The sequence below is a fragment of the Acinetobacter sichuanensis genome, assembly GCF_003024515.2.
Classification (GTDB): domain Bacteria; phylum Pseudomonadota; class Gammaproteobacteria; order Pseudomonadales; family Moraxellaceae; genus Acinetobacter; species Acinetobacter sichuanensis.
Map to the genome: position 1 here is coordinate 56,947 of NZ_PYIX02000003.1, position 26,361 is coordinate 83,307.

Below are 26,361 nucleotides of genomic sequence, written 5' to 3' on the forward strand. Positions count from 1 at the left end.
ATCGATCATGAGCGTATTAGTAAATAAAGACACCAAAGTATTGGTACAAGGTTTCACAGGTAAAAATGGTACTTTTCACTCTGAGCAATCTCTTGCTTATGGTACAAAAGTTGTTGGTGGTGTGACGCCAGGTAAAGGTGGAACAACGCATTTAAATTTACCTGTATTTAATACCATGCGTGAAGCTGTGAAAGAAACAGGCGCAAATGCAACTTCAATTTATGTACCAGCACCATTTGTACTGGATTCAATTGTTGAAGCTGTTGACTCAGGTATTGAGTTGATTGTTGTGATTACTGAAGGTGTGCCAACCTTAGACATGCTCAAAGCAAAACGTTACCTTGAAACTTATGGTAATGGTGCTCGCCTGATTGGTCCAAACTGTCCAGGTATTATTACACCAGGTGAATGTAAAATTGGGATTATGCCAGGTCATATTCACCAAGCAGGTAAAATTGGTGTAATTTCACGTTCAGGTACATTGACTTATGAAGCAGTTGCACAAACAACGAAGCTTGGTTTAGGTCAGTCTACTTGTATTGGTATTGGTGGTGACCCGATTCCAGGTATGAACCAAATTGATTGCTTAAAATTATTCCAAGAAGACCCTCAAACTGAAGCAATCATTATGATTGGTGAAATTGGTGGTACTGCGGAAGAAGAAGCAGCTGAATATATCAAATCAAATGTAACAAAGCCTGTTGTTGGTTATATCGCTGGTGTTACTGCGCCAAAAGGTAAGCGTATGGGACATGCAGGTGCGATTATTTCAGGTGGTCAAGGAACAGCCGAAGAAAAATTTGCAGCATTTGAAAAAGCGGGCATGGCATATACACGTAGCCCAGCTGAGTTGGGTTCAACAATGCTTGAATTGTTAAAAAGTAAAGGCTTAGTTTAAAGTGATTTAAACTGAGTTACTCAGAAGAGGAAGTGTAAACTTCCTCTTTTTTATGAAAGAAAATTGGAAAATATTCAAAGCTGTTGTTCAAAATAGTGCTATAGTTTTTTAAATCAATTGGATTAAAAATGTCATGGGACAATAATGACGGGTAAAATCTATTGCAGTATTTTTCTATTTTGTCTAGAAACCTATGCGATCGCAGCAGATCAAGTAAATTTAGAAAATAATGATCAAATAAAAAATAAAACGTCTTTCATCAAATATGATTTTTTTAAACATTTGAAAAAAGATAAAAATCAACAAATAGATATAGAAAAAGCGATTGAGATTGCAAATGAAGATTTGAATCAGGAGCAAAAAAAACTCGCGGAAGAACACGAACAGGAGTTAAAAAACTATTCAGTTTTGAGTAATCAAATTTATGCTGACGAGCGTTTTAAGCTTTTTAATTATACTGCTTTTACATCTGATGATTTTAAAAATAGAGTTAGCGCAGGGCAGTCGATCCATCAAGAAGTACAAGGATTGAATATCTCAATGGGGTATGGAATGGAATTTAAACTCAATAAAAATAATACATTAGGTTACGAGTATTTATCGAGTTTTCCTTATGATCGTGGGCAAATGGTACGTATTTATTGGACTAAAGCATTGTAATTTTTCGTTATTTTTTTGATTTTCTGAGTGCGTCATTTTTTAAATGGCATTTCATTTTTTTGAAGAATATTTCATAACATTATTTTAAATATCACGACAGACAGCATAAATGTTGTGCTATTGGACAAGGAAAATAAACAGATTTTCTTTGTCCAATAATAAATTTTTGCTAATATTTTCAATATAATAGGTGAATGTATAAACTGAAAAATTTCATTTAGCTTTACAGAAATATATGATGCAAGATTAGAAGAAAGTGAGCAGATTTAGCCCTTTACTAAACCACCATCTACAATTAAATTTTGCCCAGTAACCGCTCTTGACCACGGTGATAAAAATAATAAAACAGCATCAGCAAATTGTTCTGGTGTTGTAACTTCTTTTAATGGTGTAGATTGTGCGATTAAATCAAATACAAAATCTGGGGTGGCACAACTGGCATCGGTCTTACGTAGTAAGCCACCAGAAAGCATGTTGACATTAATGCCATATTGTCCTAAATCTTGTGCTGTAGTGCGAGTAAATGCCAATAGTGCCGCTTTTGCGGCTGTATAATCATGATAAGGAACTACAGGATTTTGCACGAGATTTGTTCCGATATTAATAATTCGACCAAAATGGTCTTTTTTCATATCTTCAAGTGCAGCTTGGGTGGTATTCAATGTTGCTTTAACTGCACTTTCAATTTGTTGTTGCATATTTTGCCAGTTCAATGTTTCAACTTTTGGTCTTGCATCACCATTAAATTGAAAATTGAGTAGAGCATTGTTCACTACAGATGTAATTGCATGCCCAAAATGTTGCTTTGCTTTTTGGAACATGATATTCACCTCTTCAAGCTTGGTGACATCAGCTTTATAACTAAAAACTTGTTCTGGAAATTCTTGGCTGAGTTGTAAGGCACTTTGTTCACTTGTGTAATAATTTACGACAACACGTGCTCCTTGATGAAGTAAAGTTCGTGTAATGGCTAAGCCTAAACCACGTGCTCCACCTGTGACAAGTACAATTTGATCTTGAATATCCATATTTAGCTTCTAAATTAAAAAATAATGATATTTTAACAGTAGATCAGTTCAATAAAGCTATTCTGCAAGCCTATTTGAAAAATATAACAATCAATATAGAAATATGAATTAAATAAGTGTGAGTTTTATACAAGACTTACACAGAGTGTCCAGTAGCTCTACATCACCAAGCGATATCTTATCAATAGACAAAATAAATCAAGTGAGTAAATGCTATGCTTAAACAAGTGCTATTGGTTGGATTGCTTGGTGTTTCATTAACTGGTTGTATTGTTGCACCATTAGATGATCATCCTAATCGTCATCATTCAGGTTATGATCGTGATGATCGACCACACTGGAATAAAGACCGTCCAAATCGTCCAAATTGGAATCATGACCGCCCAAGCAGACCAGATTGGAATCAAAATCGTCCATCACATCAACACCGTTAATTTTTAATTTTAAAAAAAGCTCAGTATATTTTACTGAGCTTTTTACTTTACGCTTTTTGAAATAATCCGGCGTGTACAACGCCTGCTTTGGTCTGTTTGACCAGTTGCCAATGAGTGGGTAAATCTAAATGTTGTAATGCTTGATCTGCTTCAACATAAATAAAACCTTGAGATTGAATCAGAGGATCGACTGCTAAAGCTAACTCTTGCCATAAATTTAGGCTATACGGCGGATCTAAAAACACTAAATCAAATGGGTCTTTGAGTTGTTGAAGTGCTTGTTGTGCAGTCATTACTTTGAGATGACAATTTTCCGCTTTTAAGAGTTTAATATTATCTTTTAGAACAGTGGCTTGGGTTTGGTTGGGTTCAATCATTGTGACTGTGGCAGCACCACGAGATAACGCCTCAAAAGCTAAAGCCCCAGAACCTGTACATAAATCTAAAACATGACTATTTTGTACATCCCACATTAACCAGTTAAATAAGGTTTCACGCACTCGGTCAGGAGTAGGACGTAAACCTTCAATATCTGCAAATGGCAATACACGACGTTTCCATTCTCCACCAATAATCCGTAATTGATTTTTTGCTTTAGTCACTTAATTCAGTCTCATGTGGAATAGCTGCTACAGGAGCTGTAGGCTGGGGTGTTGGTGTAGTGGTATTTGGTTTTGTTGCATTTGGTTTTAGTACAGCATTAGGATCAGCTGCTAAATTAGCTTCACCACTTGGAAGCTCACCAGGTTTAATGCCTGCTGTCATTAAACCGCCACTGATTTGATGATTCGTTGGAAGAATCGGATTTTTTTCACGTTTCAGTAACCAATAATCAAAAATAGGACGTGCAATTTTGGCAGCCGAACCACCATGACGACCATTTTCCCAAATGACAGCAATCGCAATTTCAGGGTTTTCAGCAGGTGCAAAGCCAACGAATAGACCGTGGTCAAGTTGGCGCTCTGTTAAAATAGATTCATTATAGCGTTTACCTTGTGCAATACTTTTTACCTGCGCTGTCCCTGTTTTACCTGCGATTTGATACATTGGTGTACGAATACCACGACCTGTACCGCTTTGAATCACATCGACCATCGCTTCACGCATTTTGATCCAGTCATTATCTGTTCCATTGAAATTAATTTTTCCAGTAGGAGCATTGAGTACTTGGTGTTTTTTAGCGCCTTTAGATTCACGTAATACATGTGGAATAACATGCGCACCATGATTTGCAGTAATTGCTGTTGCCATGGCTAATTGTAATGGCGTTGCGGTAAATGCACCTTGACCAATACTGACCGAAATGGTTTCACCTTTGAGCCATTTACTTTTGCGAGTCCGCATTTTCCATTCAGGACTTGGGTATAAACCTGTACTTTCACTTGGTAAATCTACACCAGTTTTTTCACCAAAACCAAACTGACGCATCCACTCATTCATTCTTTCTATACCCATTTGATGGGCAAGAATATAGAAATAAGTATCACAAGAAACCACGATAGATTTGTGCATATTTACACTGCCATGACCAGTTTTTTTCCAATCACGGAATTTGTGTGAGTCACCAGGTAAATGGAAATATCCGGGGTCAGAAATCGTGGTTCCCCAGTCAACTGTACCAAAATGAATGCCACCAAGCGCTTCCATTGGTTTAATTGTGGAACCAGGAGGGTAACTTCCTTGAACTGCTCGGTTATATAAAGGTTGGTCTAAATTGTCACGTAAAGCACTATAGTCAGCATGCCCAATCCCTGTAACAAATAGGTTAGGATTAAAACTTGGGCTTGAGACTAAGGCTAAAATTTCTCCTGTACGTGGGTCAATCGCAACAATCGCACCACGTCGTCCTGCTAACTGTTCAGAAGCAACACTTTGCAAGCCATAATCTAAAGACAAAAATAAATCATTACCACGTGTTGATTCTTTACGACCTAAATGACGTAATACATTACCATGTGCATCCGCTTCAATGGATTCATAACCGGGCGCGCCATGCAATAAATCTTCATAAGATTTTTCAACGCCAATTTTCCCAATTAAATTTGTGCCTGCATAGGCATCTTTATCAATCGCTTTAAGCTCTTTATCATTAATACGCCCAACATAACCAATAACATGCGCAAATAATTCACCATGTGGGTAGTAACGTGTCATTTGGGTTTCAATATCAACACCGGGAAATTGAAACTTCACTTCACTAAAACGGGCAATATCCACTTCAGTTAAGTTTAATTTGAGTGTGACACGTTCAGTTTTCTTGGATGTTTTAATACGACTTGAAAAACGATCAATATCTTCTTCTGTTAAATTTAAAATAGGTGTGAGACGTTTAACCGTATCATCAATATCTTCAATATCAGCTTTACTTAACGTTGCTGTAAAGACAGGGTAATTATCGGCAAGTAAAATACCGTTACGATCATAAATATAGCCACGAGGAGGCGCTATAGGCTGTAGGCGAATTCGATTTTTATCTGAAGCTTGGCTAAACTCTTCATAATGAAAAATTTGTAAATAGGCGTAACGAGCCACCAGTAAGAGCAAAAAAAATGAAACAATGCCAATAGCAAAAAAAATGCGACTGCGAAAGATACGCTTTTCTTGCTGAACATTTTTTAAAGGAAACTGTTGTTTCATATTAAGTTCGACTTACTGTGTTAAATGAATGGATACTGCGGGCAGCCATTTTACCTTAGAATTGCAGCAAAATTAGAAATATTCGTTTTGAATCTCTATAAAAATCTGTAAAAATGGCATATTTATAAATAGGCTTATAAAAATACAGATGATTGCCTTAACGATTTATGCTTTGACCTTATAGACACTAAATTTCTAGGGTTTTGTATATGAGTTGCGTGATAATTCTGTTAAAGTCGGAAAAATATGGAAGATTATGTTTGACCCAAAATTAGGGACAATGGAGAAAATAATGAAAAAAATCTTTCCCTTAATATTACTTTTTGGATTAGGGAATAGTGCATATGCCGATTGGCAAGACTATTTACCAGAAGCCAAATTAAAATCAAGCGATACCTCAACTCTTAATGCTGGTGCAGGTCTAACACAAAAATTAGCACACTTTAATGGTGAATGGGTCAACCCCTATGGCATTGCTTATGCTAAATTGGGCGCATTTGTAAATGGTGATCATGAGTTTGGTGGGCAAGTCGGCTTTCGCTATCCTGTTGTTTTAAATGGAACTGACAAAAATGGCTTCTATGTTGGCGTTTATGGTGGTTCACTCAAAAGTAAAAAAGTAGATAATGGTGATAAAGTTCAATATGGGGCAGGTGTAGACTTGTCATATGTTTTACTCAACAAAGAGCGCATTAGTACATTCAGTGTTGGAATGGGTGCGGGCAGTGAATTACATGATCGAAATGGCAATATGATTGAAGAAACTCGACCACAAATTCAATTTGCTTACACATTGAGTGTGGGGCTTTAATTTTTATGTTTATCCATTTTCTTTAGACCGCAAATAGAAATAAATATGAGAGTCATGCATGTTGGAATACGTTAACGATTTGTGGCAAGCTTTTTTTAGTCGACCTGATCATCTTGCAATATTAAGTATTGTGCCGGTGACAGCTTTTGTGACGTGGATACATGTATGGATGGCACTGAAAATGGTGTTTTATCCAATTAAGTTTTGGGGATTTCATATTGGTCCACTGCCTGTAGGCTGGCAAGGAATTGTGCCACGCAAAGCAGGACGTATCTCAGGCATTATTACAGATAATACTTTGTCCAAGCTAGGTTCACTCAATGAGTTCCTGAATGCTATGGAGCCAGAAGATATGGCACGTATCATTGGTGAGCAAGTCGGTTTTGAGCTTGAACATTTGATCGATGAAGTCATGTTAGATCGTAATGCTGTCTTGTGGGAAAACCTACCTTATTCTATTAAGCGTCGTATTTATGCCCAAGCGCATCAACAAATGCCAAATATCTTAAAAGGTCTCGTGACTGAGTTAACCATGAATGTTGAATCATTGGTTAATATGAAAGAAATGGTTGTACGACAAATGGAAGGTGACCGCCGTTTAATGGTACGCATGTTCTTAAAGGTTGGACAAAAAGAAATTAATTTTATTTGGCATATCAGTGCATTAATAGGAATGCTCTTTGGTATCTTCCAAATGGCAGTCTATATTCTGATTCCTGACCATCGTACTGTGCCTGTATTTGCAGCAATTTGGGGCTTTTTAACCAACTGGATTGCAATTTGGATGGTATTTAACCCTGTTTATCCACATTATGTTCGCTACCCACAATTTTTTGAGCGTACAAAAGACAAGAAATTTCCTTGGATTAAACCTGTAATTCCGCGTATCGGTACATATAATGTGCAAGGTGCATTCATGAAACGTCAGGATGAGGTATCAGATGTCTTTGCAAGTGTAGTCACAGAAGACCTAATTACTTTAAAATCCATCATGACCGAAATGATGTATGGACCAAGAAAGGAAAAAACACGTCGTATTATTAAGCGCCATGTGAATAGCATCATGGAAACGCCATTGATACGAACAGCTTTACAACTTTCTATAGGTCCTTCGGAATATGCTAAACTTAAAACAGACTTGATTGATCGTTCCATTGAAATTACGATGGTGCCTGTAAGCGACCCAGCCTTTAATGCGAGCCGTGCACAGAAAATCTTTCAAATGTTTAGAGAGCGTATCCGTGAACTGACACCAACAGAATTTCAAAATCTATTACGTCCTGCCTTTAGAGAAGACGAATGGCTTTTGATTGTTTTGGGAGGAGTCACAGGATTTTTAGCAGGTCTAATCCATTTGTTTGTTGCTTTCTTATAAATAGATACCCGTGCATCCCAGAGGGATCATCGTAGGTATCATACATATTGTTTTAAAAGAGGATGTTTTTTATGCGCATTATCCTACTCGGACCACCTGGAGCAGGCAAAGGTACTCAAGCTCAGTTGATCTGTAAGCGCTACAATATCCCACAAATTTCAACCGGTGATATGCTCCGTGCTGCGATTCGTGAAGGTACTGAATTAGGTCTTAAGGCTAAAAATGTTATGGAATCTGGTGGTTTAGTATCAGATGAATTGATTATTGGTTTAGTAAAAGAACGCATTGCACAGCCTGATTGTGTCAATGGTTGTATCTTTGATGGTTTCCCACGTACGATTCCTCAAGCTGAAGCTTTGGAAAAAGAAGGGATTGCTATCAATCACGTGATTGAAATTGATGTACCAGATGAAGAGATTGTAAAACGTCTTTCTGGTCGTCGCCAGCATGCGGCTTCTGGTCGTGTTTATCATACGATTTACAACCCACCAAAAGTGGAAGGTAAAGATGATGAAACTGGTGAAGATCTTATTCAACGTCCAGATGATCAAGAAGAAACGATTCGTAAACGTTTAGGTTCTTATCATACTGAAACTGAACAATTAGTTGGTTTTTATCAAGGTCGTGCTGCCTCAGGTGAAAATGCACCAACTTATGATAAGTTAGATGGTTTACGTGATATCGAAGTTGTTCAAAAAGATTTATTCGCAATCTTAGATAAATAAAACCATTGCGCAAAGTTGTTAAAACTTTGACAAAAAAAGAGTCCTCATTCATATTAGGGCTCTTTTTTTATGGCTGAGGAATAAAATCTTGATTAAAATTGCATTAATTGCCTTGGTTGTTTTAAGTGTTCTTGTTTTACTGGGCTTATTGGTGATCAGTTTTAAATTATTACGTAAAGCACAAAAAGAAGAGTTGCAAGAACGTAGAGAAATGAGAAAAACTGCGGATTATAAAGTTCATCCACAGCTTGCTGAGGAATGGAAAAGATTAGAAAAAATGAAAAAAGATTTGGAAAATAAAAATAAATAATACATCTGGAGTTTCATGAAAATAAAAGCTTTATATTTATTGTTTAGCTTGTTTTTAATGGCATGTACTCAAGAGATTCAGATTACGCCGAAAGTTTTGCCCAATGCGGTCGTGGGACAATATTACAATGCGAAAATTGAGATTGAAAAAGTTACCTTGATCGATGGTTTATTTGTTGATACTTCTATCCCTATAAATTCTGGGTTGAAAATGTATACAGGGGTAGGGCAACTTCCTTATAGTGAGCATACCATCGAAATCAAAGGTACACCCACGCACTCAGGTCAGTATCGAATCGTTTTGGAAGGTGCAACCCGTAATGCTTATGGTGGAAATATTTATTTTCGTAAGGAATATGACTTGGTTGTTGTAAAGTAAATTAATAAAAGAAAATCATTTTGACTTCATTTTCATCATTCATTTCACTAGAAACATTAATTTTAAAACCAAGTTTTTGATATAAATTAATCGCTGCAATATTATTGGCAAGTACTGAAAGTATGATTTGTTCTACATATGGCTGACCATACTGAATGACTGCTTGTAAAAGTTGTGTTGCAATGTCTTGTCCACGAAAAGTGGGTTCAACAAAAAAGCCATATAGCTGTGCTTGAGGCTTATTTTTTGAGCCATTTTCTAGATCAAGAATCAATACACCAATAATCTTTTGCTGAGAATAAGCAGCAAAAATTGTATACTTTGAAATCACCTCTGCGAAAACATTCAATGGTTTTGTAGTTTCAACTGCATAAGATGAGCCAAACATTTCAGGCGAATTTTTGAGTGCTGAAAGTCTGATTGTTCTAAAGTCATCAACATCATTAGCGTTCAGTTGTCGAATCATTATTTTAGACATTTTGATGGTTTTTAAAATGATTGTTTGATCTGAATTATAAGTATCACACAACTTTTATTTCAATTTAAAAGCTCCAAATATTGAAATAATTTAATGTTAAAACTCGAAAATCAATAGCCTAAAATCATGATTAGGCTTTGTCTAAGGGCTTCATTTTGATTTCTTTTGCTGCACCAAACTCATATTTATCACTCCAATTACAAACATGAGAAACAACACATTCGCCACACTTCGGTTTACGTGCAATACAGGTATAACGCCCATGCAAAATTAACCAGTGATGCGAGTCTAAAATAAACTCTTTAGGAATAACTTTTATGAGGCGGTGTTCAACTTCTAATACATTTTTACCTACGGCTAAGCCAGTACGGTTCCCCAAACGGAAAATATGAGTATCTACAGCCATTGTAGGCTGTCCAAATGCAGTATTTAACACAACATTGGCAGTTTTACGTCCTACACCAGGTAAAGTCTCTAAATCAGCTCTATTGTCAGGGACTTGGCTATTATGTTTCTCAATCAAAATTTTACAGGCTTTGATGACATTTTCAGCTTTAGAGTTATATAAACCAATGGTTTTTATATATTCTTTTAAACCATCTACACCGAGTGCATAAATTTGCTCTGGTGTGTTGGCGATGGGGAAGAGTTTGTCTGTGGCTTTATTGACACTGACATCTGTGGCTTGAGCAGATAGAGTGACTGCAACTAAAAGCTCAAAAGCATTTGAATAATTTAGCTCTGTTTCAGGATGAGGACGTTGTTCACGCAAAATTTCAAAAAAAGTCTGAATTTGCTTTTTAGTCATATTTTTAACAGTCACAATTTTCTCCTCTTTTAGCTTTGTAAAGCACTTAATTGTTGCTGTAATTCATTGAGTTGAATTTGTTTTTTCTCATCCATACGCACAGACAGTTGTTTTTCTAACTTCTTAATTTGTGTACGAAGTTTAGCAAGTTCAATCGTTGTTTTAGCATCTATTGTAGGTGTGCTCTCTGGGCTTTTATCACTGAGTTGAATTGATGGAAGCTCTTGGATTTGTGTCGAAAATTGTGCAAAAAGTTGAGTATCGATTTCAGCACGAACAACAGGTCCTTTACGATGAATACGGCGTTTTTCTTCACGTTGAATATGTGAATAATAACGTTGGCGTAAATCATCTTGCTCAGCGATACGGTGAAGCTCATCAGGAATTGCTTGAGTGTCTTCAACAAGGTCAATACAGTCTACAGGACATGGAGGAATGCATAGTTCACAGCCTGTACATAAGTCTGTCAAAATCGTGTGCATCAGCTTTCCAGAGCCAATGATCGCATCGACGGGGCAAGCACTAATACATTTGGTACAGCCAATACATTCATCTTCACGAATAATCGCTTTCATACGTTGAGGGCGACCATCACTTTGAATTGCCCAAACACTTTCTTCAGCAACCAATTGTTCACGATTGAGAAGTTGTGCCAAAGCATCGGCAACAGGTTGCCCACCAGGTACACATTTATTCGCAGCTTCCCCTTGAGCAATAGATTGAGCGTAAGGCAGACAACCATCACGATGACCACATAATCCACATTGAGTTTGTGGAAGTAGGGCATCGATTTGTTGGATGAGAGAAATTTGCGAATTCATGCGATAAAAACTTGCGGGGTCAGGAAAATAAAATACGAATAAATTTTAACATATTCCTAGGGTTTTGTGGTTGATCCAAAATAGGACGAAAAATGCGCTAAATATGAGCAAAAATGCCACAGTGAATATATGAAAAATGCGACTGAATGGGCATAATTTTTTTTATTTATTAGTAAATATCATGTTGAATTTAATAATTATTTAAAAAAACATTAGAAAAAGTGTTGTAGATTGTTAACAAAAGAGATTAAATACTTTGCGCCAAAATATATCATTCTTTTGAAAAATTTGACCAATTTTGATTCACCCCTTATGCTGAGGATTGAGCGTTGAAATATACTAGCCTGAATGACTTCCTAGATTACGTTAAAGCACGTGATCCAAACCAACCTGAATTTCTGCAAGCTGTAGAAGAAGTAATGACCAGCTTATGGCCATTTATTGAGAAAAATCCACAATATGCAGATTATGGTTTGCTTGAACGTCTTGTAGAGCCAGAACGTGCGATTCAATTCCGTGTATCTTGGTTAGATGACCAAGGTCAAACACAAGTAAACCGTGCTTTCCGTGTTCAATATAACTCTGCAATTGGACCATTCAAAGGTGGTATGCGCTTCCACCCATCTGTAAACCTTTCAATTTTAAAATTTTTAGGTTTCGAACAAACTTTTAAAAATGCTTTGACTACATTGCCAATGGGCGGTGGTAAAGGGGGTTCTGACTTTAACCCTAAAGGTAAGTCAGAAGGCGAAATCATGCGTTTCTGCCAAGCATTAATGATCGAACTTTATCGTCACCTTGGTTCAAATACAGATATTCCAGCGGGTGATATCGGTGTAGGTGGTCGTGAAGTCGGTTACATGGCAGGTATGATGAAGAAGCTCAGCAATGACACTTCATGTGTATTTACAGGCAAAGGTTTGTCTTTTGGTGGCTCTTTGGCACGTCCAGAAGCAACTGGCTTTGGTACAGTTTATTTTGCTGAAGAAATGCTTAAAACTCGTGGTGAAAGCTTTAAAGATAAAGTTGTAGCAATCTCAGGTTCTGGCAACGTTGCTCAGTTTGCTGCTGAAAAAGCGATGTACTTAGGCGCGAAAGTGGTTTCACTTTCAGACTCTAACGGTACGGTATACGTTAAAAATGGTTTCACTACTGAGCTTTTACGTGAAGTGATGGAACTTAAAAATGTAAAACGTGGTCGTATTTCAGAGTTTGCGTCTAAACACGGTTTTGAATACCTTGAAGGTCAACGTCCTTGGTCAATCAAATGTGATATCGCACTACCATGTGCAACACAAAATGAATTGGATGAAGACGATGCAGTTGCACTTCTTGCTAATGGCGTGATCTGTGTCGCTGAAGGTGCAAACATGCCTTCTACACTTGAAGCTGTAGAGAAATTCGTTGAAGCGAAAATTCTTTATGCACCAGGTAAAGCATCAAATGCGGGTGGTGTTGCAACTTCTGGTCTTGAAATGTCACAAAACTCAATCCGTTTGGGTTGGACATTTGAAGAAGTAGATGAGCGTTTACATGCGATCATGAAAGAAATTCACCGTAACTGTGTGAAATACGGTACTGAAGAAGATGGTACTGTGAACTATGTAAATGGTGCAAATATTGCAGGCTTCGTAAAAGTGGCTGATGCGATGATCACACAAGGTGTATTCTAAGGTTTAAACCTCGAATAAATCTAAAAACCGATGCTTTTGCATCGGTTTTTTTATGGCATTGAATCAAGTTGATTTCAGGTCTTGTTTTCGCGGAATGGCTTGAAAAATCATATTGGGTTGATATTTTGATTCTAAAATTAAAGTTGGTAAAGCCGTTGAAAAGTTAAACCTGATATTCATAGGCTTGGACATGATGTGAGCAATATGTTGTTCATGTTGTGTATTGCCACAAAATTTCACTTGGCTTCTAAAGTCACTTTTTGGAATGAGCGTCTTATTTTCAAGGATATATTTTTGACTTTGACCATTACAGCCTGCATAAAACAGCATACGATCGGCTGTGAAATTGATAAGTAAGGGTTGAATTTGGTCAAGGCTTTGTTCATCAGTTTGATGTTGCCATGTAAATTTTTTCAATAGTTCAGCATCATAATAGGATAGATCAGAAATATAGGGAAGTGCCTGAAAGGTATATATAGCGCCATTTTTTAACGAAACATTCAGCTTTTTTTGATCTTTGGCATGCGTTTGAATATCTAAATGTACATCTGTAAAAATTTGAGTCGCTAAATTTTCTTGGGACTCTAGTGTGCCACAGCCCATCAAAGTTTGAATCTGAGTACCTTTGCTTTGGAGGTGATTGCCATCGAGTACATGTGCTTTTGAGATTTGATTACAGCCGCTATAAATTTGAGTACCTTGAGTTGAAATATTAACAAGAATAGGCACTGAGCTGTTTGGTGGAGTATAGCTCCATGTATGTTGTGTTAAGGCATCAGTGAATTGTTGTGCGGATAACGGAGCAGTAGGGCTTAGTGTTTGATTTTTAGAGGGGGAGTTTTGACAAGCTGAAACAGATAATAATGCACAGAAAAACAATAATGGCATGATTTTCATTAGTTATTCTCCATGAGGATGTTTGTTTTACTCGAAATTTTTGTACCTATAAATATATGATCTTGTTGGTCTTTTTGGAAAATAAGTTTCGGGTGTTTGCTTGAAGCATATTTAATTTGAAAGGGTACAGCTTGCAGAAAAAACATACGAATAAAGTGTTCCTGTTGCATGATGTTGGGTGCACATGCTTGGGCATCGCCAAAAATGATAGGGGCTATCATTTTCTGTTCAATAATTTTATAAGACTCGCCCATAGTGTTACAGGACGTATATGCACTGAGATGATCGTTACTAAACGTCAGTTCAATCGGAATGTCAATATTGGGTGGTGTATATGCCCATGTATATTGACTGAGCAGTTTTTTGAGTTTCTTGTGTAGATAGCGGTTTTTCAGTACAAGACGTACAGAATAGGACAAGCATCATTATTTTAGTTTTCATGTTCTAATCACACATATTGGAATTATTGAAAAGGATTAAAAAAACCGATGCCTAAACATCGGTTTTAAAAAAACTATTTTGATGTATAAAAATTAAAGAGAACCTTTAACCGCTTCACGCTCAATGATCATGTCTTGTACATAAGCATATTTAGACTGATCAGCCGCAGGATTTTTAATTTCATAACGCTTAATACGCACAACTTGACGCTCATCAGTTGTATGAGTGAAACCATCAATATTGTCGTAGAACAACGTCCAGTCTTTATCTACTTGTGTTTTAACGCCATTGTCCGCATATTTGATTTCACGAACTTGTAAGCATTGTTTCTTCATTACACCCGCAGTACATTCTTTGGTTTCAGGTGAAATTTCAAGGAAAATGGTTTCACCTTGAGATTGGTATTTTGTTTCAGGTGTTAATTGACCTGTAAATACCACTTTTTCACCTTTAGCAGATGTCAGGGTCAACGTTGGGTTTTGTGGATTACTTGTATTTAATACAAAAGCAGTTTTACCTTGTTCAAACAAGCTTGCTGCAAGACCTTCTTGTTTTGCTGCATCACCTGAACATGCCATCAATGTAGATGCTACATTGGTGCTAACAATTTGGTTATTTTCAATTTTCCAGCTTGTAGACATACCGTTACAGCTCGTAGAAATACCTAAGCTGCCATCTTGAGCAAAATTCAGTACTAATGGTTTAGCTGCACCAGTATCTGCTGACCATTGATAAGTCGGTAAAATTTTATCTGCATTTTGTTGTTGTAACACTGACACTGCTAAATCTCCAACTTTTTGAATGTCACTAGACTGACAAGCAGCCACAGCCAATGGCAAAATTGCTAAAGCTAAATATTTGAATTTCATGTTTATTCACAGTATCAATAAATTGTGTATAGGATAAAACAGGTAGATTTAAAAGATATGGATAGAATTGAATCATTCGGTTTAAAAATGTAACGAATCAGGTAGAAAGTTAAATGAAACTGAACAAAATGTTATTTTTAAGTAATTATAGTTAAAAATAGAAAAAGAAAATAAAATAAAGCTTGAGAATAAGCAATCCAGTGATCACTTATTCTCAATTAAATAAATCGGCATTTTAATCGAAACGGTAAAGATCCATACCTAAAGCACCCATTGAGAAACTGCTATGTACTACACTAAATCGTGTACCTGTACCCATAGCAAAAAACAGTGGGGCAAAATGCTCAAGTGTTGGATGATTTTTTTGCACAAAAGGAATTTGTTGCCAATCTAACACAGCACCATAATCACTATGGGTTAATTTACTGACGACATAATTTCTAAAAGTCGATGCCCATGTTGGTACATTGCTATTGTCACCATTCCAAGACAGCTCTCTTAAATTATGAGTAATACTTCCTGAACCAATCAATAAAATTTGCTTTTCACGTAATGGTGCAAGCACTTGTCCAATCTGATAAATTTGCTCTGCACTCATATTCATAGGCAAAGAAATTTCGACCACAGGAATATTGGCTTCAGGATACATATGTAAGAGAGGCATCCACACACCGTGATCACGAGGACGTGTGCTATTGGCATGCGCAGGAATATGTGCTTCTGCTAAAAGATGCAAAATTTCTTCTGCTAATTCAGGATGACCCGCAGCAGGATAACGAATTTCGTAAAGTTCTTGTGGAAAACCACGAAAGTCATGCCATGTTTCAGGACGTACAGCAGTGCTCACCTCAAGCGCTTCACTTTCCCAATGCGCTGACATGATGATGATGGCTTGAGGCTGAGGAAGATTCAAACTCAAACGTTGCAGTGCTGGACCAACTTGTTCAGGATCAAGCGCAAGCATGGGAGAACCATGTGAAATAAATAAACCCGGAAGTGTTTGTAAATTCATAACAATACGCCTAAACAGAAGAACAAAAAGATAGAGCATTCACCAGAACTGTATGAATGTTCCAATGATGCCTGAGTTTTTTTCAAGACATAAGCCCTGTAATTTCAACAGAATGTTGCATTGATGCAACGCTGCAAACTAATGTTAAAAATAGTGTTTTAACCTGCACGGTGGTAGGGATGATTATGGTTAATACTCATCGCACGATACAATTGTTCAATCAACATGACACGTACCAATGGATGTGGCAGGGTGAGTTTAGACAGTGACCAATGCCATGCAGCAGCTTTGCGCACAGCTTCAGAATGCCCATCTGGTCCACCAATGGCTAAAGCAACATCATAGCCTTCAAGCATCCAACCTTTCATGGTTTCTGCGAGTTTCTCGGTACTGAACTCACGACCACCCACTTCAAGGGCAATGAGAACTTCATTGTGCTTTAACTGCGCAAGTATGCTGTCACCTTCAATTTGGCGGTATTTTAAAATATCAGCTTCAGAATCATTTTTTCCACGTTTTGCCATAGGCAGTTCAATGATTTGAGTTTGTACAAAGGGTTGAATACGTTTGAAATAATCTTCAAAACCTGTCAGTACCCAAGCAGGCATTTTTTGACCGATGGTCAGAATACGGATTTTCATATAAACATGATCTAACGTGGCAATCTCAATATTATAACGTTATATTGTTGATGCTCAGGACGAGAAAATTCATAGATGGTGTAAAAAATTCACAGATGATGTAAATCGTCATCCAATACAATTTTAAAATTTAAAAAAATGCATAAAAAGGCGAGGAAATGTACATTAAAAATCTCTTTCAAGGATTTAAAAAATTAGCAAGTGTGAGCGTTATTTGTGGTTTTGCTTGTAATATTTATGCAGATACGAGTATTCATCGTCAAGCGGATGCATACCGTTTAAATGGTTATTTAGATTATATTATTGCCCCTTATGCTTTTAGAAATTATGAAAATACCAAAGAATTAGATCGTGTTGCAGCTTACTTAAAAAAGCAAATTGAGCAATTTTCAATTCCTTGCGAATATCAACCTTATCAGGTGGAAGGCAAAACTTACCGTAATGTGGTATGTCATTTACAAACAGGAAACTCTAAAAAAGTCATTATTGGTGCGCATTACGATGTTTATGGAAATTTCAAAGGTGCAGATGACAACGCTTCAGGTGTGGCAGGTGTGATTGAAACTGCACGAATTTTGGCGGCAAATAAAACACGTTTAAAACATAATGTTGATTTTGTTTTTTATACCTTAGAAGAGCCACCCTATTTTCGTACTGAGCATATGGGAAGCTATGTACATGCTCAATCTATTTTAAATGAAAAATCTCAAATTCAAGCCGTTTATATTTTAGAAATGATTGGCTATTTTGACCATAAAGAAATACAAGAATACCCCTCAGGTTTAGGCTTGTTTTATCCTAAACATGGCAATTTTATTGGAGCAGTGAGTAACTTTAGTTCACGTCATTTAGGTGAAAAATATTGTGATTCAATGAAAGATTTAAAGCGTTTAGATTGTCAACGTTTGGTTGCACCATCCTTTGTCAAAGGAATTGATTTTTCAGATCATATGAATTATTGGAATGTTGAAATACCTGCAATTATGATCACAGATACGGCATTTTTTAGAAATAAACATTATCATACCAAAGATGATACGGTTGAAAAATTGAATGTAAATAAAATGACGGATGTTATTAATGGTGTGGTGTATAGTTTGCTAGAAAAAGAATAATCAAGATGAAAGTGGCTATATTTTAAGTGACATAAAAAAACACAGTCTTAAAACTTAGACTGTGTTTTAACTTCGCTCTGTCTGGAGATTCAGATTGAAGTTAATCAACTGGAAACTATAAAAAGTTTAGTGATTACTATAAATATTGAGTCTATTTTTATTTTTTCAAGGTACTCAATTAAAATAAATATAGAATTAAGATAAACTATATAAACCAACTTGGTATATGACTCATTGCAATGTATATTTTTATATATAAGATTTTATCTCCTATAAATTATATTTGATTTCAATGGTTTTTGTTTAAAATATAATCACTATTATTGTGCTATAAATTTAATAAATTAAAATCTTTATATTGTAAGAGAACATGTATAAATGAATTTTTTGGTTCAATCATTTTATCTCTATATCATAAAAAAGAAAGAGCGCCGAAGCGCTCTTTCTTATGCGAGATCACTCAATATATTTTAGTGGCGAGCCGCTTTTTTACCATCATCAACTGCTTTAACAATCGGTGCTTTAACCAATGGTGTTGGTTGTTCAACCAAAGCAAGTGGCAGAATCTCATCGATACTTTTCACAGCTTTAATTTCTAAGCCTTCTTTGACGTTTTCTGGAATTTCTGCCAAATCACGTACGTTGTCCTGAGGAATGAACACCAGTTTCACACCACCACGATGTGCAGCCAAAAGTTTCTCTTTTAAGCCACCAATACGCATCGCACGACCACCTAGACTGGTTTCACCTGTCATTGCAATATCTGGACGAATCGCAATGCCTGTAAATGCTGAAACAAGTGCCGTAGTCAGTGCAAGACCCGCAGAAGGACCATCTTTTGGTGTTGCACCTTCAGGTAAGTGAACGTGAACATCAGTTTCTTCAAAACGAGATGCTTCAATACCCAATTCATCAGCACGGGTACGAACCACTGTCATTGCCGCAGTAATCGACTCTTTCATCACATCACCGAGTGAACCAGTGGTGATGAATTTACCTTTACCTTTGACTGCTGCAACTTCAATGGTGAGCAATTCACCACCGACAGACGTCCAAGCCAAACCATTCACACGACCAACTTGTGCTTCTTCTTCAGCCATACCAAAGTCAAACTTATGTGGACCTAAGTAGTCTGGAAGATTTGCAGAAGTGACATCAATTTGAAGGTTTTTCGCCTTTTTGCTGACCGCTTCTTTCACGACTTTACGTGCAATCTTAGACACTTCACGTTCTAGACTACGAACACCTGCTTCACGGGTATAACGTTGCACGATATCGCGAATTGCTTCTTCATGAACAGTCAATTCTTTGGCACGTAAACCATTGTTCTTAATTGCTTTCGGAACAAGGTAGCGGTCTGCAATGTTAATTTTTTCATCTTCGGTATAACCGGGTAGACGAATCACTTCCATACGGTCAAGTAAGGCTTCTGGAATGTTCATGCTATTTGCAGTACAGATAAACATGACTTCAGACAAGTCCAGATCAAGATCTAAATAATGATCGTTAAACTTGCTGTTTTGTGATGGATCAAGCACTTCAAGCAAAGCAGAAGCAGGATCACCACGGTAGTCCTGCGCCATTTTGTCAATTTCATCGAGTAAGAACAATGGGTTCTTTACACCGACTTTCGTCAATGACTGCACAATTTTACCTGGCATTGCACCAATATAGGTACGACGGTGACCACGGATTTCCGCTTCATCACGTACACCACCTAAAGCCATACGGACAAATTCACGACCTGTCGCTTTTGCAACAGATTCACCGAGTGAAGTTTTACCTACACCTGGAGGACCAACCAAACAAAGAATCGGACCTTTGAGTTTTTTCACACGTGATTGCACAGCAAGATACTCGACGATACGATCTTTGACATCATCTAAACCATAATGATCGGTATCTAAAATTTCTTGTGCTTTTGCCAAGTTAATGCTGACTTTGCTCGCTTTATTCCAAGGCGTATCTAAAATTGCCTCGATATAGTTACGAACCACAGCCGCTTCACTTGAAGCAGGTTGCATCGCTTTGAGCTTACGGAATTCACCTTCAGCTTTTTTACGCACATGCTCAGGTAAGTCAGCTTCAGCTAAACGCTTTTCAATTTCAGCGATATCATCTTCAGCACCACCATTCATGTCAGAAAGTTCACGCTGAATGACTTTCATCTTTTCATTGAGGAAGTATTCGCGCTGATTTTTTTCCATATTACGTTTTACAGAGTCATGTAAAGTTTGCTCAATCTGTTGTTCTTCAGATTGTTGCAATAAATACGTCATGAGTTCTTGTAAATGTGCTTCAAACTCATCGTGTTCTAAGAATTTTTGTTTAACATCAATATTCAAAGGCACACGTGTTGCAACAAAGAATAATAATTGTAATAAATCATCAATTTTATTCGCTGCTGCGATCAGTTCACGTGCATTACGTAATTTTGCTTCTGCATATTGAGCAAATAAAGCACGTAACTCTTCTACACGTGTTGCTTGTGTATCCTGATCAACCGATACAGTCATTGGGCTTAAAGCATGTTCAGCTGATAAATATTCATCGTTGTCAATAATTTGTACTAACTTAGAACGATGTAAGCCTTCAATTAATACTTTTATGCAGTTTTCGTCATTTTCGTGATTCACAACTTGCACGATCTTCGCGACAGTACCGTATTGATATAAGTTGTCGTGATCAATTTCTTCTGTAAGCGAATCTTTTTGCGCAACCACAAATACTAAATTGTCACTGTTACGAGCCACATCAACTGCATTGATCGATTTTTCACGACCTACAAATAACGCAATTTGCATGTGTGGATACACCACAACATCACGTAGCGCTAAAAGTGGTAATACACTTGGAACCTGTGGCTCTAAGTTTTCTTGATTCATAATAATCTCAGACATGGGCACTCCTAATGAGTGACAAAATAATTTGTCATGTTTTTTATAGTGATGTGTATTTCAAAAATTACAAGGGCTGTAATAAATAATTTGCATAAAAAATGTCAAGTATTTGATAATAAATAAATCATAAAAATGACTATTGGCTAATTTGACGTTGAAAGTGCATTAATTTCCTTGGTGTCACCAAGCCATGAAGTGCTTGATCCCAAGGATTTCGAACAAATTTTTCATCAAAAAACTGAAAATCATGTGCTAATCCTAAACGATAGGGTTTATAAGGCGCTGATGTTAAGGTTCTATCATAAAAACCACCACCCATTCCCATGCGTGCTCCAGTAAGATCACATGCCAAGAGTGGCATTAGTAATAGATCTAAACAAGAAACATGCAAACCGCGACTCGCCATAGGTTCAAACATACCTAATTTATGCAGAACAAAACGTTTATTTCTGTATTGTTGATGTGAAATTTTGACCCAACGTAAGCTTTGATTCATATTGCAAATCATTGGTAAATACACATTTTTTTGATGTTTAAAACAAAGTTCTATCAAATGTTGAGTGCGCAATTCACCAAACCCATCTAAATAAATACCAATATTTTTTGCTGAAAAAAATCGCGGATAATGTCTTAAATGTTGTAATACAGCTTGAGCATGTTGTTGTTGTTGAAATGCTGTTAATTTTCGTCGTTGTGATCTGAGTTGTTTACGTAGTTGTAAAGTTTGATTAGACATAAGGTTAAGGTATTTAAAAACTGAAAAATCAATCTTAATATTAACAAGGCAATGCGTGATATTACCAATCAAATATCATTGAAATAAAAAATGATGAGTTCTATTCATACATTTTATTTAAAAATAAAGATCAGCTTAAGAAACAGAAACATTTTTAATGAAAAATCAGATAAACGGTGAGCGAATAGCTTTGTATTAAGTGATTCATATTTATATATAAAAAATAAAAAGTAGAACGATTTGTAAATTTTAACTTTTTTGACGACATTTGGCTTTAAGCAGTCAATTTAATCTAAAACAAGTTCTTTTAACTTAAGGCATAAGGATAGAAGGTCATAGACCATCACATGATATAAAAATGGAAAATAACATGAATATGATCAAAAAAAATGACTTGAAAAAGTATATTGCACCTGCGTTTAAAAGCAGTTTATTGGCAATGGCAATTTTACTCCCTTGGTCAGTTTCAAATATGGCTTATGCTGCACCTAAACTGGATTTGACTTTGTCTGCACATTCACAACAAAAAATTAAACAATTAATGAATGATCCAAAAGTTTGGGCGCAAATTCCTAAACAAGTGACATTATGTGTTTATTCACCTGATGGCGCCAATGGTGAAGCTTTTGAACAAGCAACAACCTATATTAGTGAATTACCTCGTATTGCGCAGATTGCAAAAGATTTTGGTGTTGATTTAAAAATCACTCGACCTTCTAAACTGCAAATGCGCATAGATATGGATTATCCAAAATTAAAGAAAAAAGCCTCCACGGAATTAAATTTACGTGTTTATACCGATGAGCGTGTTTTAACAGAAGATTTTAGAAGTAAACGTTGTGATGGTGCAGGAATTAGTAATTTACGTGCACGTCAGTTTAATCCATTTGTGGGCAGTATTGATGCCATTGGTGCGGTACAAAGCTATAAGCAATTATCTGCTGTAATTCAGTTATTGGCGCGACCTGAATATGACTCTAAAATGGTGAATAAAGACTATGAGGTGGTCGGTATTGTACCTTTAGGTGCGGCTTATATTATGGTCAATGACCGTCGTATAGATACTTTGGCAAAAGCAGCAGGGAAAAAAGTTGCTGTTATGAACTTTGATGGTACGCAAAAAAAATTGGTGCAAAACGTTGGGGCACAGCCGATTTCTGTTGATTTACTCACTGTAGGTGGCAAGTTTAATAATAAAGAGGTCGATATTATGGCTGGACCTGCTTTGTTATTTAAGCCCTTAGAATTACAAAAAGGAATGAATGATAAAACAGGAAAAACAGTAGGTGGAATTATTAAATTTCCGCTTATTCAGGTTACAGGTACTTTGATTATGCACCGTAACAAGTTTCCAATAGGCATGGGGTCAATTGCACGTGAAATGATCTCTAAACAACTAGATCCTGCTTTTGCATTTGTTGATAAAATTGAAAAAGAAATACCAGAAAAATATTGGATGGAAATCCGTGAAGCAGATAAGCCTGGTTATATCAAGATTATGCGTGAGGCGCGTGTTCAAATGACCAAAGAAGGCTATTATGACCCTGCGATGATGAAAATATTAAAGAAAGTACGTTGTGGGCAAAATCCGAGTAGTTTTGAATGTGCTTTAACCGATGAGTAAATAAAGTGTATTGGAAATACTAACTGTTGCTTAAAGCAACAGTTTTTGTTTTATATATAAGCATATAATTGATTTTAAATAATTTTATTCAGCATTGTTTGATACATTTCAGCAGTTTTTATTTATTGAGTTAAATGTATGCTGAACAAACTATGTGCGACCTTATTTTTGTGTGGAATGTCTTTTGCTGCTTCTGCACAGATCACAGGTAAAATGGAAAATCATCAAGGTGAATTTAAATTTAGTTATCAAAATCAACAGATCACATTGACATCTGAGCGTTGCCAAGCCTTTCTGGCATCAGGTAAAACAGCAAAAAATGTCAATATAGACGGTTTAAATGATGATCTTGAGCAACAGGGACAACTAAAAGCAACTTTCGAAAATGGTCAAAGTTGTGTGCTAGATGACTTAACTCCTCCTGTTGCAATGACCATGCCGCCTGTAATGGCGATGCCACCTATTCATGCTCAAGATACAATGTCTCGCCAATTTACTATGGGTGTTGCAGATTTGATGCCTGTACATGCAAGTACACGTCCATCGGCAGTGATTTTATTGAGTCAAGGAACCAATGCAAAAAAAGCCAATACCGCATTATGTAATAGCTTTGTAAAATTAGAAACAGTAGAAGAAGCGACGGAAAATCAAGGTGTTGCTGAAACAGCTCAAGTTGTGACTAAAGTGCCTGTAACAGTTGAGTTGCAACAAAATAATGATGACTGTGAAGAAATTTTAGCAGTTTATGATTATAAACTCGCAGCAGAGGAACTCACTCAACTCAATCCTAAACTTCTTCGTTCAAATGGACCATTTATTGCTATTTATAATCCAAACTCTGTCGAAATTAATCAAATTATTGACTTAAATGGTGCAAGTGAGGCAGATATTAAAAAGTTCGGTCAAAATTGGCATACAATTTTTACTGAATATGCAATGAAACAAACGCGTACAGTACAAACAAATGCTGTGGTCGAATCAGAAAAAACAAGTATTTGGATGACTTTAAAAGGTTTATTTAAATCGTCTGTTTGTTCTACAGACCCAAATTTAATTTATATTTTTGATGATGCGGCTGGAAAAATTGCAGATTACATTTGTAAAAGTAAAGCATAATTTGATCATTCACTAGACGAACTCAAATAGAAAAGCATGAACTATGCTTTTCTATCAAATTTACAAAAAAGAGAAGAAGGGTTTAAATCAAAAGATTAGACAAAAATATTAAAAGAATAAAAAGATGAGATGGTTAAAGCTTATTATAAAAAATTAAGTTCTCCGAAGATGCCGCTGCATGGTCGTTACCCTGAACCCGATGAGTTCAAGGTGGACACGACGCGTACTTACTGGGTTTCCTACTCGGGGTAGGCATACACTCAAAATACACAGAACGCATCCGTAAGTTTAAGTATCGGCAGGGGAATAGACGTACTGGCGAACACCTCAGAGTTATATTAAGTATACATATTCTGAATGCTGTGGCAAATACTCATTCTCAATAAATGTGTATTTTTATAAATTAGATTGCATCAAATGCGCAAACAAAAAGCAGTTTATACTGCTTTTTCAACATCTTTTAAAATTTCCTCAAGGAGCCGTTCACAATGTGTATATTCTTGTAAGGACTTGTTAAGGCTTAAAACCTCTTGCATTAATTCTAAAGCAACCATGATCATAAGCTTGTTATGTTCCATGTTTGGTGCTTTACGACGAAATTCTTGAAATTTCTCATTGAGCAAGTTTCCTGCACGCTCTAAATCGGCTTGTTTATCAGGTGTTGTACTTAAACGAAAAATTTGTTCAATTAAACGTAATTCAACAATAACAACATCAGACATGATTAAACTTCCTCATTTGTTTCAGCAGGATGAGCAAGTTGTTGAATTTCTTGCGCATGATGATCTTGTTCTGTACCTAAAATCGCTAAACGTTGAATAATGGCTTCAACTTTAGTTTTCGCATGATCATTTTTCTGAATTAAGCGTTCACGTTCATTATTTAATTCTTTAATCTCTTGATGAGATTGGCGCTGTTCAGCCTGAAGCTTTTCTTTCATTACACGTAATTCATTACGTTCAGTCAAAATCTCTTGAAAACGTGTTTTTAGATCAGTACAACTTTTTTCTAGGCGACCATAACGTTCAGCCAAAGATTTTGCATCAGTATTGAGTTGATTAAACTGTTTTTGCAATTGAGACAGTTGTTCAGTCAAGCTTTCGATTTCATCTTGCTTTTGAGTGATAATGCCATTTTTATGCAAAATCTGAGTATGTGTCTGCTCTTCACTGTTAGCTTTCTCTTTTAACAGTGCTACATTTTCTTTCTCAGTTTTTTCAATACGTGTTTTTAAAACACCAATATGCGTTTGTAGACGCTGTAATTGTTCTAGCATAACGGGTCGCACAGATCTGCAATCAAAGGTAATATATACAGAAGTATAGAGATTGGAAAAGCGAATGCAAGACGATATTTCAGGTTGGTCAGATTGGGATCAAAACTTTGGTCAAATTGAAGAAATTTCAAGCCCAAGTGAGTTACATGGCTTACTTACAGGTATAATTTGTGTTACTGAAGTGCCATCTCGTGATGAATGGTTACAAATTTTATCAACCATTGATGTACCAAAAGTAAACGAAGATGCACTCGCAATGTTAGCTGAAGAAGCCGAAGACATTGCACATGCTTTATCAGAAGATGAACTGGATTATTTACCATTATTACCAGATGACGAGCATAGCCTTGCTGAACGCGTTTTAGCATTATCAGATTGGTGTGCTGGTGTAGTGCTCGGTTTTGGTTTAGCTTCAGGTCATATTCGAGCAGATGAACAAGAATTGATTGAAAGTTTACAAGATGTTGCTTCTGTTGAATTTGATGAGTCAGATGATGATGAAGAAGGTGATGCAAGCTATCAAGAGTTATATGAGTTTGTACGTTTAATTCCTGTATCATTGTCAATGGGACGAAAGAAAATTCCAGTTTTAGAAAGCTCTTTATTACAAAATTTTCACAGTAAAATGAAGCAAGTCATCGATGCTTCTGATAGTAATAATGTGGTAGAGATGTTTACACCACATCGCCCTAGTTAAA

At 36.4% G+C, this 26,361-nt stretch carries 28 protein-coding genes and 1 other RNA gene; 13 read left to right on the forward strand and 16 right to left on the reverse strand.

Annotated elements, in window-relative coordinates:
• Positions 1 to 7 precede the first annotated feature (7 nt).
• Both sucD and C9E89_RS03175 read left to right on the forward strand, forming a co-directional pair.
• A complete protein-coding gene (sucD, locus tag C9E89_RS03170; RefSeq protein WP_107006987.1) occupies positions 8 to 898 on the forward strand; it encodes a succinate--CoA ligase subunit alpha in 891 nt (296 codons plus the stop codon).
• Positions 899 to 1,042: 144 nt separating this feature from the next.
• On the forward strand, positions 1,043 to 1,558 hold the full coding sequence (locus C9E89_RS03175) for a hypothetical protein (RefSeq protein ID WP_107006988.1): 516 nt from the start codon (positions 1,043 to 1,045) through the stop codon (positions 1,556 to 1,558).
• 266 nt (positions 1,559 to 1,824) lie between these two features.
• Here C9E89_RS03175 and C9E89_RS03180 read toward each other — a convergent pair whose 3' ends face one another.
• Entirely contained in the window at positions 1,825 to 2,586 is a 762-nt protein-coding gene (locus C9E89_RS03180) for a 3-oxoacyl-ACP reductase (RefSeq protein ID WP_107006989.1), read from the reverse strand.
• 215 nt (positions 2,587 to 2,801) lie between these two features.
• Here C9E89_RS03180 and C9E89_RS03185 point away from each other — a divergent pair, with 215 nt between their 5' ends.
• On the forward strand, positions 2,802 to 3,020 hold the full coding sequence (locus C9E89_RS03185) for a hypothetical protein (protein ID WP_107006990.1): 219 nt from the start codon (positions 2,802 to 2,804) through the stop codon (positions 3,018 to 3,020).
• 47 nt (positions 3,021 to 3,067) lie between these two features.
• On the opposite strand, the gene rsmD is transcribed toward C9E89_RS03185, so the two are convergent.
• Positions 3,068 to 3,622, reverse strand: coding sequence for a 16S rRNA (guanine(966)-N(2))-methyltransferase RsmD (gene rsmD / locus C9E89_RS03190; protein ID WP_107006991.1), 555 nt, complete (start codon positions 3,620 to 3,622; stop codon positions 3,068 to 3,070).
• On the reverse strand, positions 3,615 to 5,657 hold the full coding sequence (mrdA, locus tag C9E89_RS03195; RefSeq protein WP_107006992.1) for a penicillin-binding protein 2: 2,043 nt from the start codon (positions 5,655 to 5,657) through the stop codon (positions 3,615 to 3,617). The genes rsmD and mrdA overlap by 8 nt, the downstream gene beginning before the upstream one ends.
• Before the next feature lie 292 nt (positions 5,658 to 5,949).
• Between mrdA and C9E89_RS03200 the strand changes: the two genes are divergently transcribed.
• From C9E89_RS03200 to C9E89_RS03220, 5 genes are all read left to right on the forward strand, one after another.
• Entirely contained in the window at positions 5,950 to 6,468 is a 519-nt protein-coding gene (locus tag C9E89_RS03200) for a hypothetical protein (RefSeq protein WP_107006993.1), read from the forward strand.
• Between the two features lie 58 nt (positions 6,469 to 6,526).
• The gene (locus C9E89_RS03205) at positions 6,527 to 7,843 is read left to right on the forward strand and encodes a hypothetical protein (RefSeq protein ID WP_107006994.1); all 1,317 of its coding nucleotides are present in this window, start codon (positions 6,527 to 6,529) and stop codon (positions 7,841 to 7,843) included.
• Positions 7,844 to 7,914: 71 nt separating this feature from the next.
• On the forward strand, positions 7,915 to 8,568 hold the full coding sequence (gene adk, locus C9E89_RS03210) for an adenylate kinase (RefSeq protein ID WP_107006995.1): 654 nt from the start codon (positions 7,915 to 7,917) through the stop codon (positions 8,566 to 8,568).
• 91 nt (positions 8,569 to 8,659) lie between these two features.
• Positions 8,660 to 8,878, forward strand: a complete 219-nt coding sequence (locus tag C9E89_RS03215) for a hypothetical protein (RefSeq protein WP_107007114.1) — start codon at positions 8,660 to 8,662, stop codon at positions 8,876 to 8,878.
• 15 nt (positions 8,879 to 8,893) lie between these two features.
• Positions 8,894 to 9,256 carry a hypothetical protein gene (locus C9E89_RS03220; RefSeq protein ID WP_228198970.1) on the forward strand — a complete coding sequence of 121 codons (363 nt, stop codon included), beginning with the start codon at positions 8,894 to 8,896 and terminating at the stop codon, positions 9,254 to 9,256.
• A gap of 1 nt (position 9,257) precedes the next feature.
• On the opposite strand, the gene C9E89_RS03225 is transcribed toward C9E89_RS03220, so the two are convergent.
• From C9E89_RS03225 to C9E89_RS03235, 3 genes are all read right to left on the reverse strand, one after another.
• On the reverse strand, positions 9,258 to 9,722 hold the full coding sequence (locus C9E89_RS03225) for a GNAT family N-acetyltransferase (RefSeq protein WP_228198971.1): 465 nt from the start codon (positions 9,720 to 9,722) through the stop codon (positions 9,258 to 9,260).
• Between the two features lie 142 nt (positions 9,723 to 9,864).
• Complete coding sequence (gene nth, locus C9E89_RS03230) at positions 9,865 to 10,542, reverse strand: endonuclease III (protein WP_171405067.1); 678 nt, start codon at positions 10,540 to 10,542, stop codon at positions 9,865 to 9,867.
• A 29-nt stretch (positions 10,543 to 10,571) separates the two neighbouring features.
• Positions 10,572 to 11,363, reverse strand: coding sequence for an RnfABCDGE type electron transport complex subunit B (locus tag C9E89_RS03235; protein WP_107006997.1), 792 nt, complete (start codon positions 11,361 to 11,363; stop codon positions 10,572 to 10,574).
• Between the two features lie 329 nt (positions 11,364 to 11,692).
• Here C9E89_RS03235 and gdhA point away from each other — a divergent pair, with 329 nt between their 5' ends.
• On the forward strand, positions 11,693 to 13,036 hold the full coding sequence (gene gdhA, locus C9E89_RS03240; protein WP_107006998.1) for an NADP-specific glutamate dehydrogenase: 1,344 nt from the start codon (positions 11,693 to 11,695) through the stop codon (positions 13,034 to 13,036).
• Between the two features lie 63 nt (positions 13,037 to 13,099).
• Here the strand turns inward: gdhA and C9E89_RS03245 are convergent, their stop codons facing one another.
• From C9E89_RS03245 to rlmH, 5 genes are all read right to left on the reverse strand, one after another.
• Positions 13,100 to 13,933, reverse strand: coding sequence for a hypothetical protein (locus tag C9E89_RS03245; protein ID WP_107006999.1), 834 nt, complete (start codon positions 13,931 to 13,933; stop codon positions 13,100 to 13,102).
• Complete coding sequence (locus C9E89_RS03250) at positions 13,933 to 14,352, reverse strand: META domain-containing protein (protein ID WP_107007000.1); 420 nt, start codon at positions 14,350 to 14,352, stop codon at positions 13,933 to 13,935. The genes C9E89_RS03245 and C9E89_RS03250 overlap by 1 nt, the downstream gene beginning before the upstream one ends.
• Positions 14,353 to 14,466: 114 nt before the next feature.
• On the reverse strand, positions 14,467 to 15,243 hold the full coding sequence (locus C9E89_RS03255) for an META and DUF4377 domain-containing protein (RefSeq protein WP_107007001.1): 777 nt from the start codon (positions 15,241 to 15,243) through the stop codon (positions 14,467 to 14,469).
• A 235-nt stretch (positions 15,244 to 15,478) separates the two neighbouring features.
• Positions 15,479 to 16,255, reverse strand: coding sequence for a DODA-type extradiol aromatic ring-opening family dioxygenase (locus C9E89_RS03260; RefSeq protein ID WP_107007002.1), 777 nt, complete (start codon positions 16,253 to 16,255; stop codon positions 15,479 to 15,481).
• 158 nt (positions 16,256 to 16,413) lie between these two features.
• On the reverse strand, positions 16,414 to 16,896 hold the full coding sequence (rlmH, locus tag C9E89_RS03265; RefSeq protein ID WP_107007003.1) for a 23S rRNA (pseudouridine(1915)-N(3))-methyltransferase RlmH: 483 nt from the start codon (positions 16,894 to 16,896) through the stop codon (positions 16,414 to 16,416).
• Positions 16,897 to 17,054: 158 nt separating this feature from the next.
• Here rlmH and C9E89_RS03270 point away from each other — a divergent pair, with 158 nt between their 5' ends.
• The gene (locus tag C9E89_RS03270; RefSeq protein WP_107007004.1) at positions 17,055 to 18,011 is read left to right on the forward strand and encodes a M28 family peptidase; all 957 of its coding nucleotides are present in this window, start codon (positions 17,055 to 17,057) and stop codon (positions 18,009 to 18,011) included.
• 470 nt (positions 18,012 to 18,481) lie between these two features.
• Here the strand turns inward: C9E89_RS03270 and lon are convergent, their stop codons facing one another.
• Both lon and C9E89_RS03280 read right to left on the reverse strand, forming a co-directional pair.
• A complete protein-coding gene (gene lon, locus C9E89_RS03275) occupies positions 18,482 to 20,911 on the reverse strand; it encodes an endopeptidase La (protein WP_107007005.1) in 2,430 nt (809 codons plus the stop codon).
• A 136-nt stretch (positions 20,912 to 21,047) separates the two neighbouring features.
• Positions 21,048 to 21,647, reverse strand: a complete 600-nt coding sequence (locus tag C9E89_RS03280; protein WP_107007006.1) for a 5-formyltetrahydrofolate cyclo-ligase — start codon at positions 21,645 to 21,647, stop codon at positions 21,048 to 21,050.
• 439 nt (positions 21,648 to 22,086) lie between these two features.
• Between C9E89_RS03280 and C9E89_RS03285 the strand changes: the two genes are divergently transcribed.
• Together C9E89_RS03285 and C9E89_RS03290 are read left to right on the forward strand one after the other, a co-directional pair.
• On the forward strand, positions 22,087 to 23,271 hold the full coding sequence (locus C9E89_RS03285; protein WP_378227096.1) for a putative solute-binding protein: 1,185 nt from the start codon (positions 22,087 to 22,089) through the stop codon (positions 23,269 to 23,271).
• A gap of 138 nt (positions 23,272 to 23,409) precedes the next feature.
• Complete coding sequence (locus tag C9E89_RS03290; protein ID WP_107007007.1) at positions 23,410 to 24,387, forward strand: hypothetical protein; 978 nt, start codon at positions 23,410 to 23,412, stop codon at positions 24,385 to 24,387.
• 155 nt (positions 24,388 to 24,542) lie between these two features.
• On the opposite strand, the gene ssrS is transcribed toward C9E89_RS03290, so the two are convergent.
• From ssrS to C9E89_RS03305, 3 genes are all read right to left on the reverse strand, one after another.
• Positions 24,543 to 24,724: non-coding RNA, 6S RNA (gene ssrS / locus C9E89_RS03295), on the reverse strand.
• A 100-nt stretch (positions 24,725 to 24,824) separates the two neighbouring features.
• The gene (locus C9E89_RS03300) at positions 24,825 to 25,109 is read right to left on the reverse strand and encodes a cell division protein ZapA (protein ID WP_107007008.1); all 285 of its coding nucleotides are present in this window, start codon (positions 25,107 to 25,109) and stop codon (positions 24,825 to 24,827) included.
• A 2-nt stretch (positions 25,110 to 25,111) separates the two neighbouring features.
• Positions 25,112 to 25,663 (reverse strand): hypothetical protein, encoded by a 552-nt coding sequence (locus C9E89_RS03305; protein WP_107007009.1) that lies wholly within the window; start codon positions 25,661 to 25,663, stop codon positions 25,112 to 25,114.
• A gap of 64 nt (positions 25,664 to 25,727) precedes the next feature.
• On the opposite strand from C9E89_RS03305, the gene C9E89_RS03310 reads away from it, so the two are divergent.
• A complete protein-coding gene (locus C9E89_RS03310) occupies positions 25,728 to 26,360 on the forward strand; it encodes a UPF0149 family protein (protein ID WP_107007010.1) in 633 nt (210 codons plus the stop codon).
• The last annotated feature ends 1 nt before the right edge of the window (position 26,361 follow it).

Bases quoted from the DNA above. Each gene is read 5' to 3' on its own strand.
- sucD (WP_107006987.1), top strand. From the start codon at position 8: ATGAGCGTATTAGTAAATAAAGACACCAAAGTATTGGTACAAGGTTTC.
- C9E89_RS03175 (WP_107006988.1), top strand. From the start codon at position 1,043: ATGACGGGTAAAATCTATTGCAGTATTTTTCTATTTTGTCTAGAAACC.
- C9E89_RS03180 (WP_107006989.1), bottom strand. From the start codon at position 2,586: ATGGATATTCAAGATCAAATTGTACTTGTCACAGGTGGAGCACGTGGT.
- C9E89_RS03185 (WP_107006990.1), top strand. From the start codon at position 2,802: ATGCTTAAACAAGTGCTATTGGTTGGATTGCTTGGTGTTTCATTAACT.
- mrdA (WP_107006992.1), bottom strand. From the start codon at position 5,657: ATGAAACAACAGTTTCCTTTAAAAAATGTTCAGCAAGAAAAGCGTATC.
- C9E89_RS03200 (WP_107006993.1), top strand. From the start codon at position 5,950: ATGAAAAAAATCTTTCCCTTAATATTACTTTTTGGATTAGGGAATAGT.
- C9E89_RS03205 (WP_107006994.1), top strand. From the start codon at position 6,527: ATGTTGGAATACGTTAACGATTTGTGGCAAGCTTTTTTTAGTCGACCT.
- adk (WP_107006995.1), top strand. From the start codon at position 7,915: ATGCGCATTATCCTACTCGGACCACCTGGAGCAGGCAAAGGTACTCAA.
- C9E89_RS03220 (WP_228198970.1), top strand. From the start codon at position 8,894: ATGAAAATAAAAGCTTTATATTTATTGTTTAGCTTGTTTTTAATGGCA.
- C9E89_RS03225 (WP_228198971.1), bottom strand. From the start codon at position 9,722: ATGATTCGACAACTGAACGCTAATGATGTTGATGACTTTAGAACAATC.
- nth (WP_171405067.1), bottom strand. From the start codon at position 10,542: ATGACTAAAAAGCAAATTCAGACTTTTTTTGAAATTTTGCGTGAACAA.
- C9E89_RS03235 (WP_107006997.1), bottom strand. From the start codon at position 11,363: ATGAATTCGCAAATTTCTCTCATCCAACAAATCGATGCCCTACTTCCA.
- C9E89_RS03245 (WP_107006999.1), bottom strand. From the start codon at position 13,933: ATGAAAATCATGCCATTATTGTTTTTCTGTGCATTATTATCTGTTTCA.
- C9E89_RS03255 (WP_107007001.1), bottom strand. From the start codon at position 15,243: ATGAAATTCAAATATTTAGCTTTAGCAATTTTGCCATTGGCTGTGGCT.
- C9E89_RS03260 (WP_107007002.1), bottom strand. From the start codon at position 16,255: ATGAATTTACAAACACTTCCGGGTTTATTTATTTCACATGGTTCTCCC.
- rlmH (WP_107007003.1), bottom strand. From the start codon at position 16,896: ATGAAAATCCGTATTCTGACCATCGGTCAAAAAATGCCTGCTTGGGTA.
- C9E89_RS03270 (WP_107007004.1), top strand. From the start codon at position 17,055: ATGTACATTAAAAATCTCTTTCAAGGATTTAAAAAATTAGCAAGTGTG.
- lon (WP_107007005.1), bottom strand. From the start codon at position 20,911: ATGTCTGAGATTATTATGAATCAAGAAAACTTAGAGCCACAGGTTCCA.
- C9E89_RS03280 (WP_107007006.1), bottom strand. From the start codon at position 21,647: ATGTCTAATCAAACTTTACAACTACGTAAACAACTCAGATCACAACGA.
- C9E89_RS03285 (WP_378227096.1), top strand. From the start codon at position 22,087: ATGGCAATTTTACTCCCTTGGTCAGTTTCAAATATGGCTTATGCTGCA.
- C9E89_RS03290 (WP_107007007.1), top strand. From the start codon at position 23,410: ATGCTGAACAAACTATGTGCGACCTTATTTTTGTGTGGAATGTCTTTT.
- C9E89_RS03300 (WP_107007008.1), bottom strand. From the start codon at position 25,109: ATGTCTGATGTTGTTATTGTTGAATTACGTTTAATTGAACAAATTTTT.
- C9E89_RS03305 (WP_107007009.1), bottom strand. From the start codon at position 25,663: ATGCTAGAACAATTACAGCGTCTACAAACGCATATTGGTGTTTTAAAA.
- C9E89_RS03310 (WP_107007010.1), top strand. From the start codon at position 25,728: ATGCAAGACGATATTTCAGGTTGGTCAGATTGGGATCAAAACTTTGGT.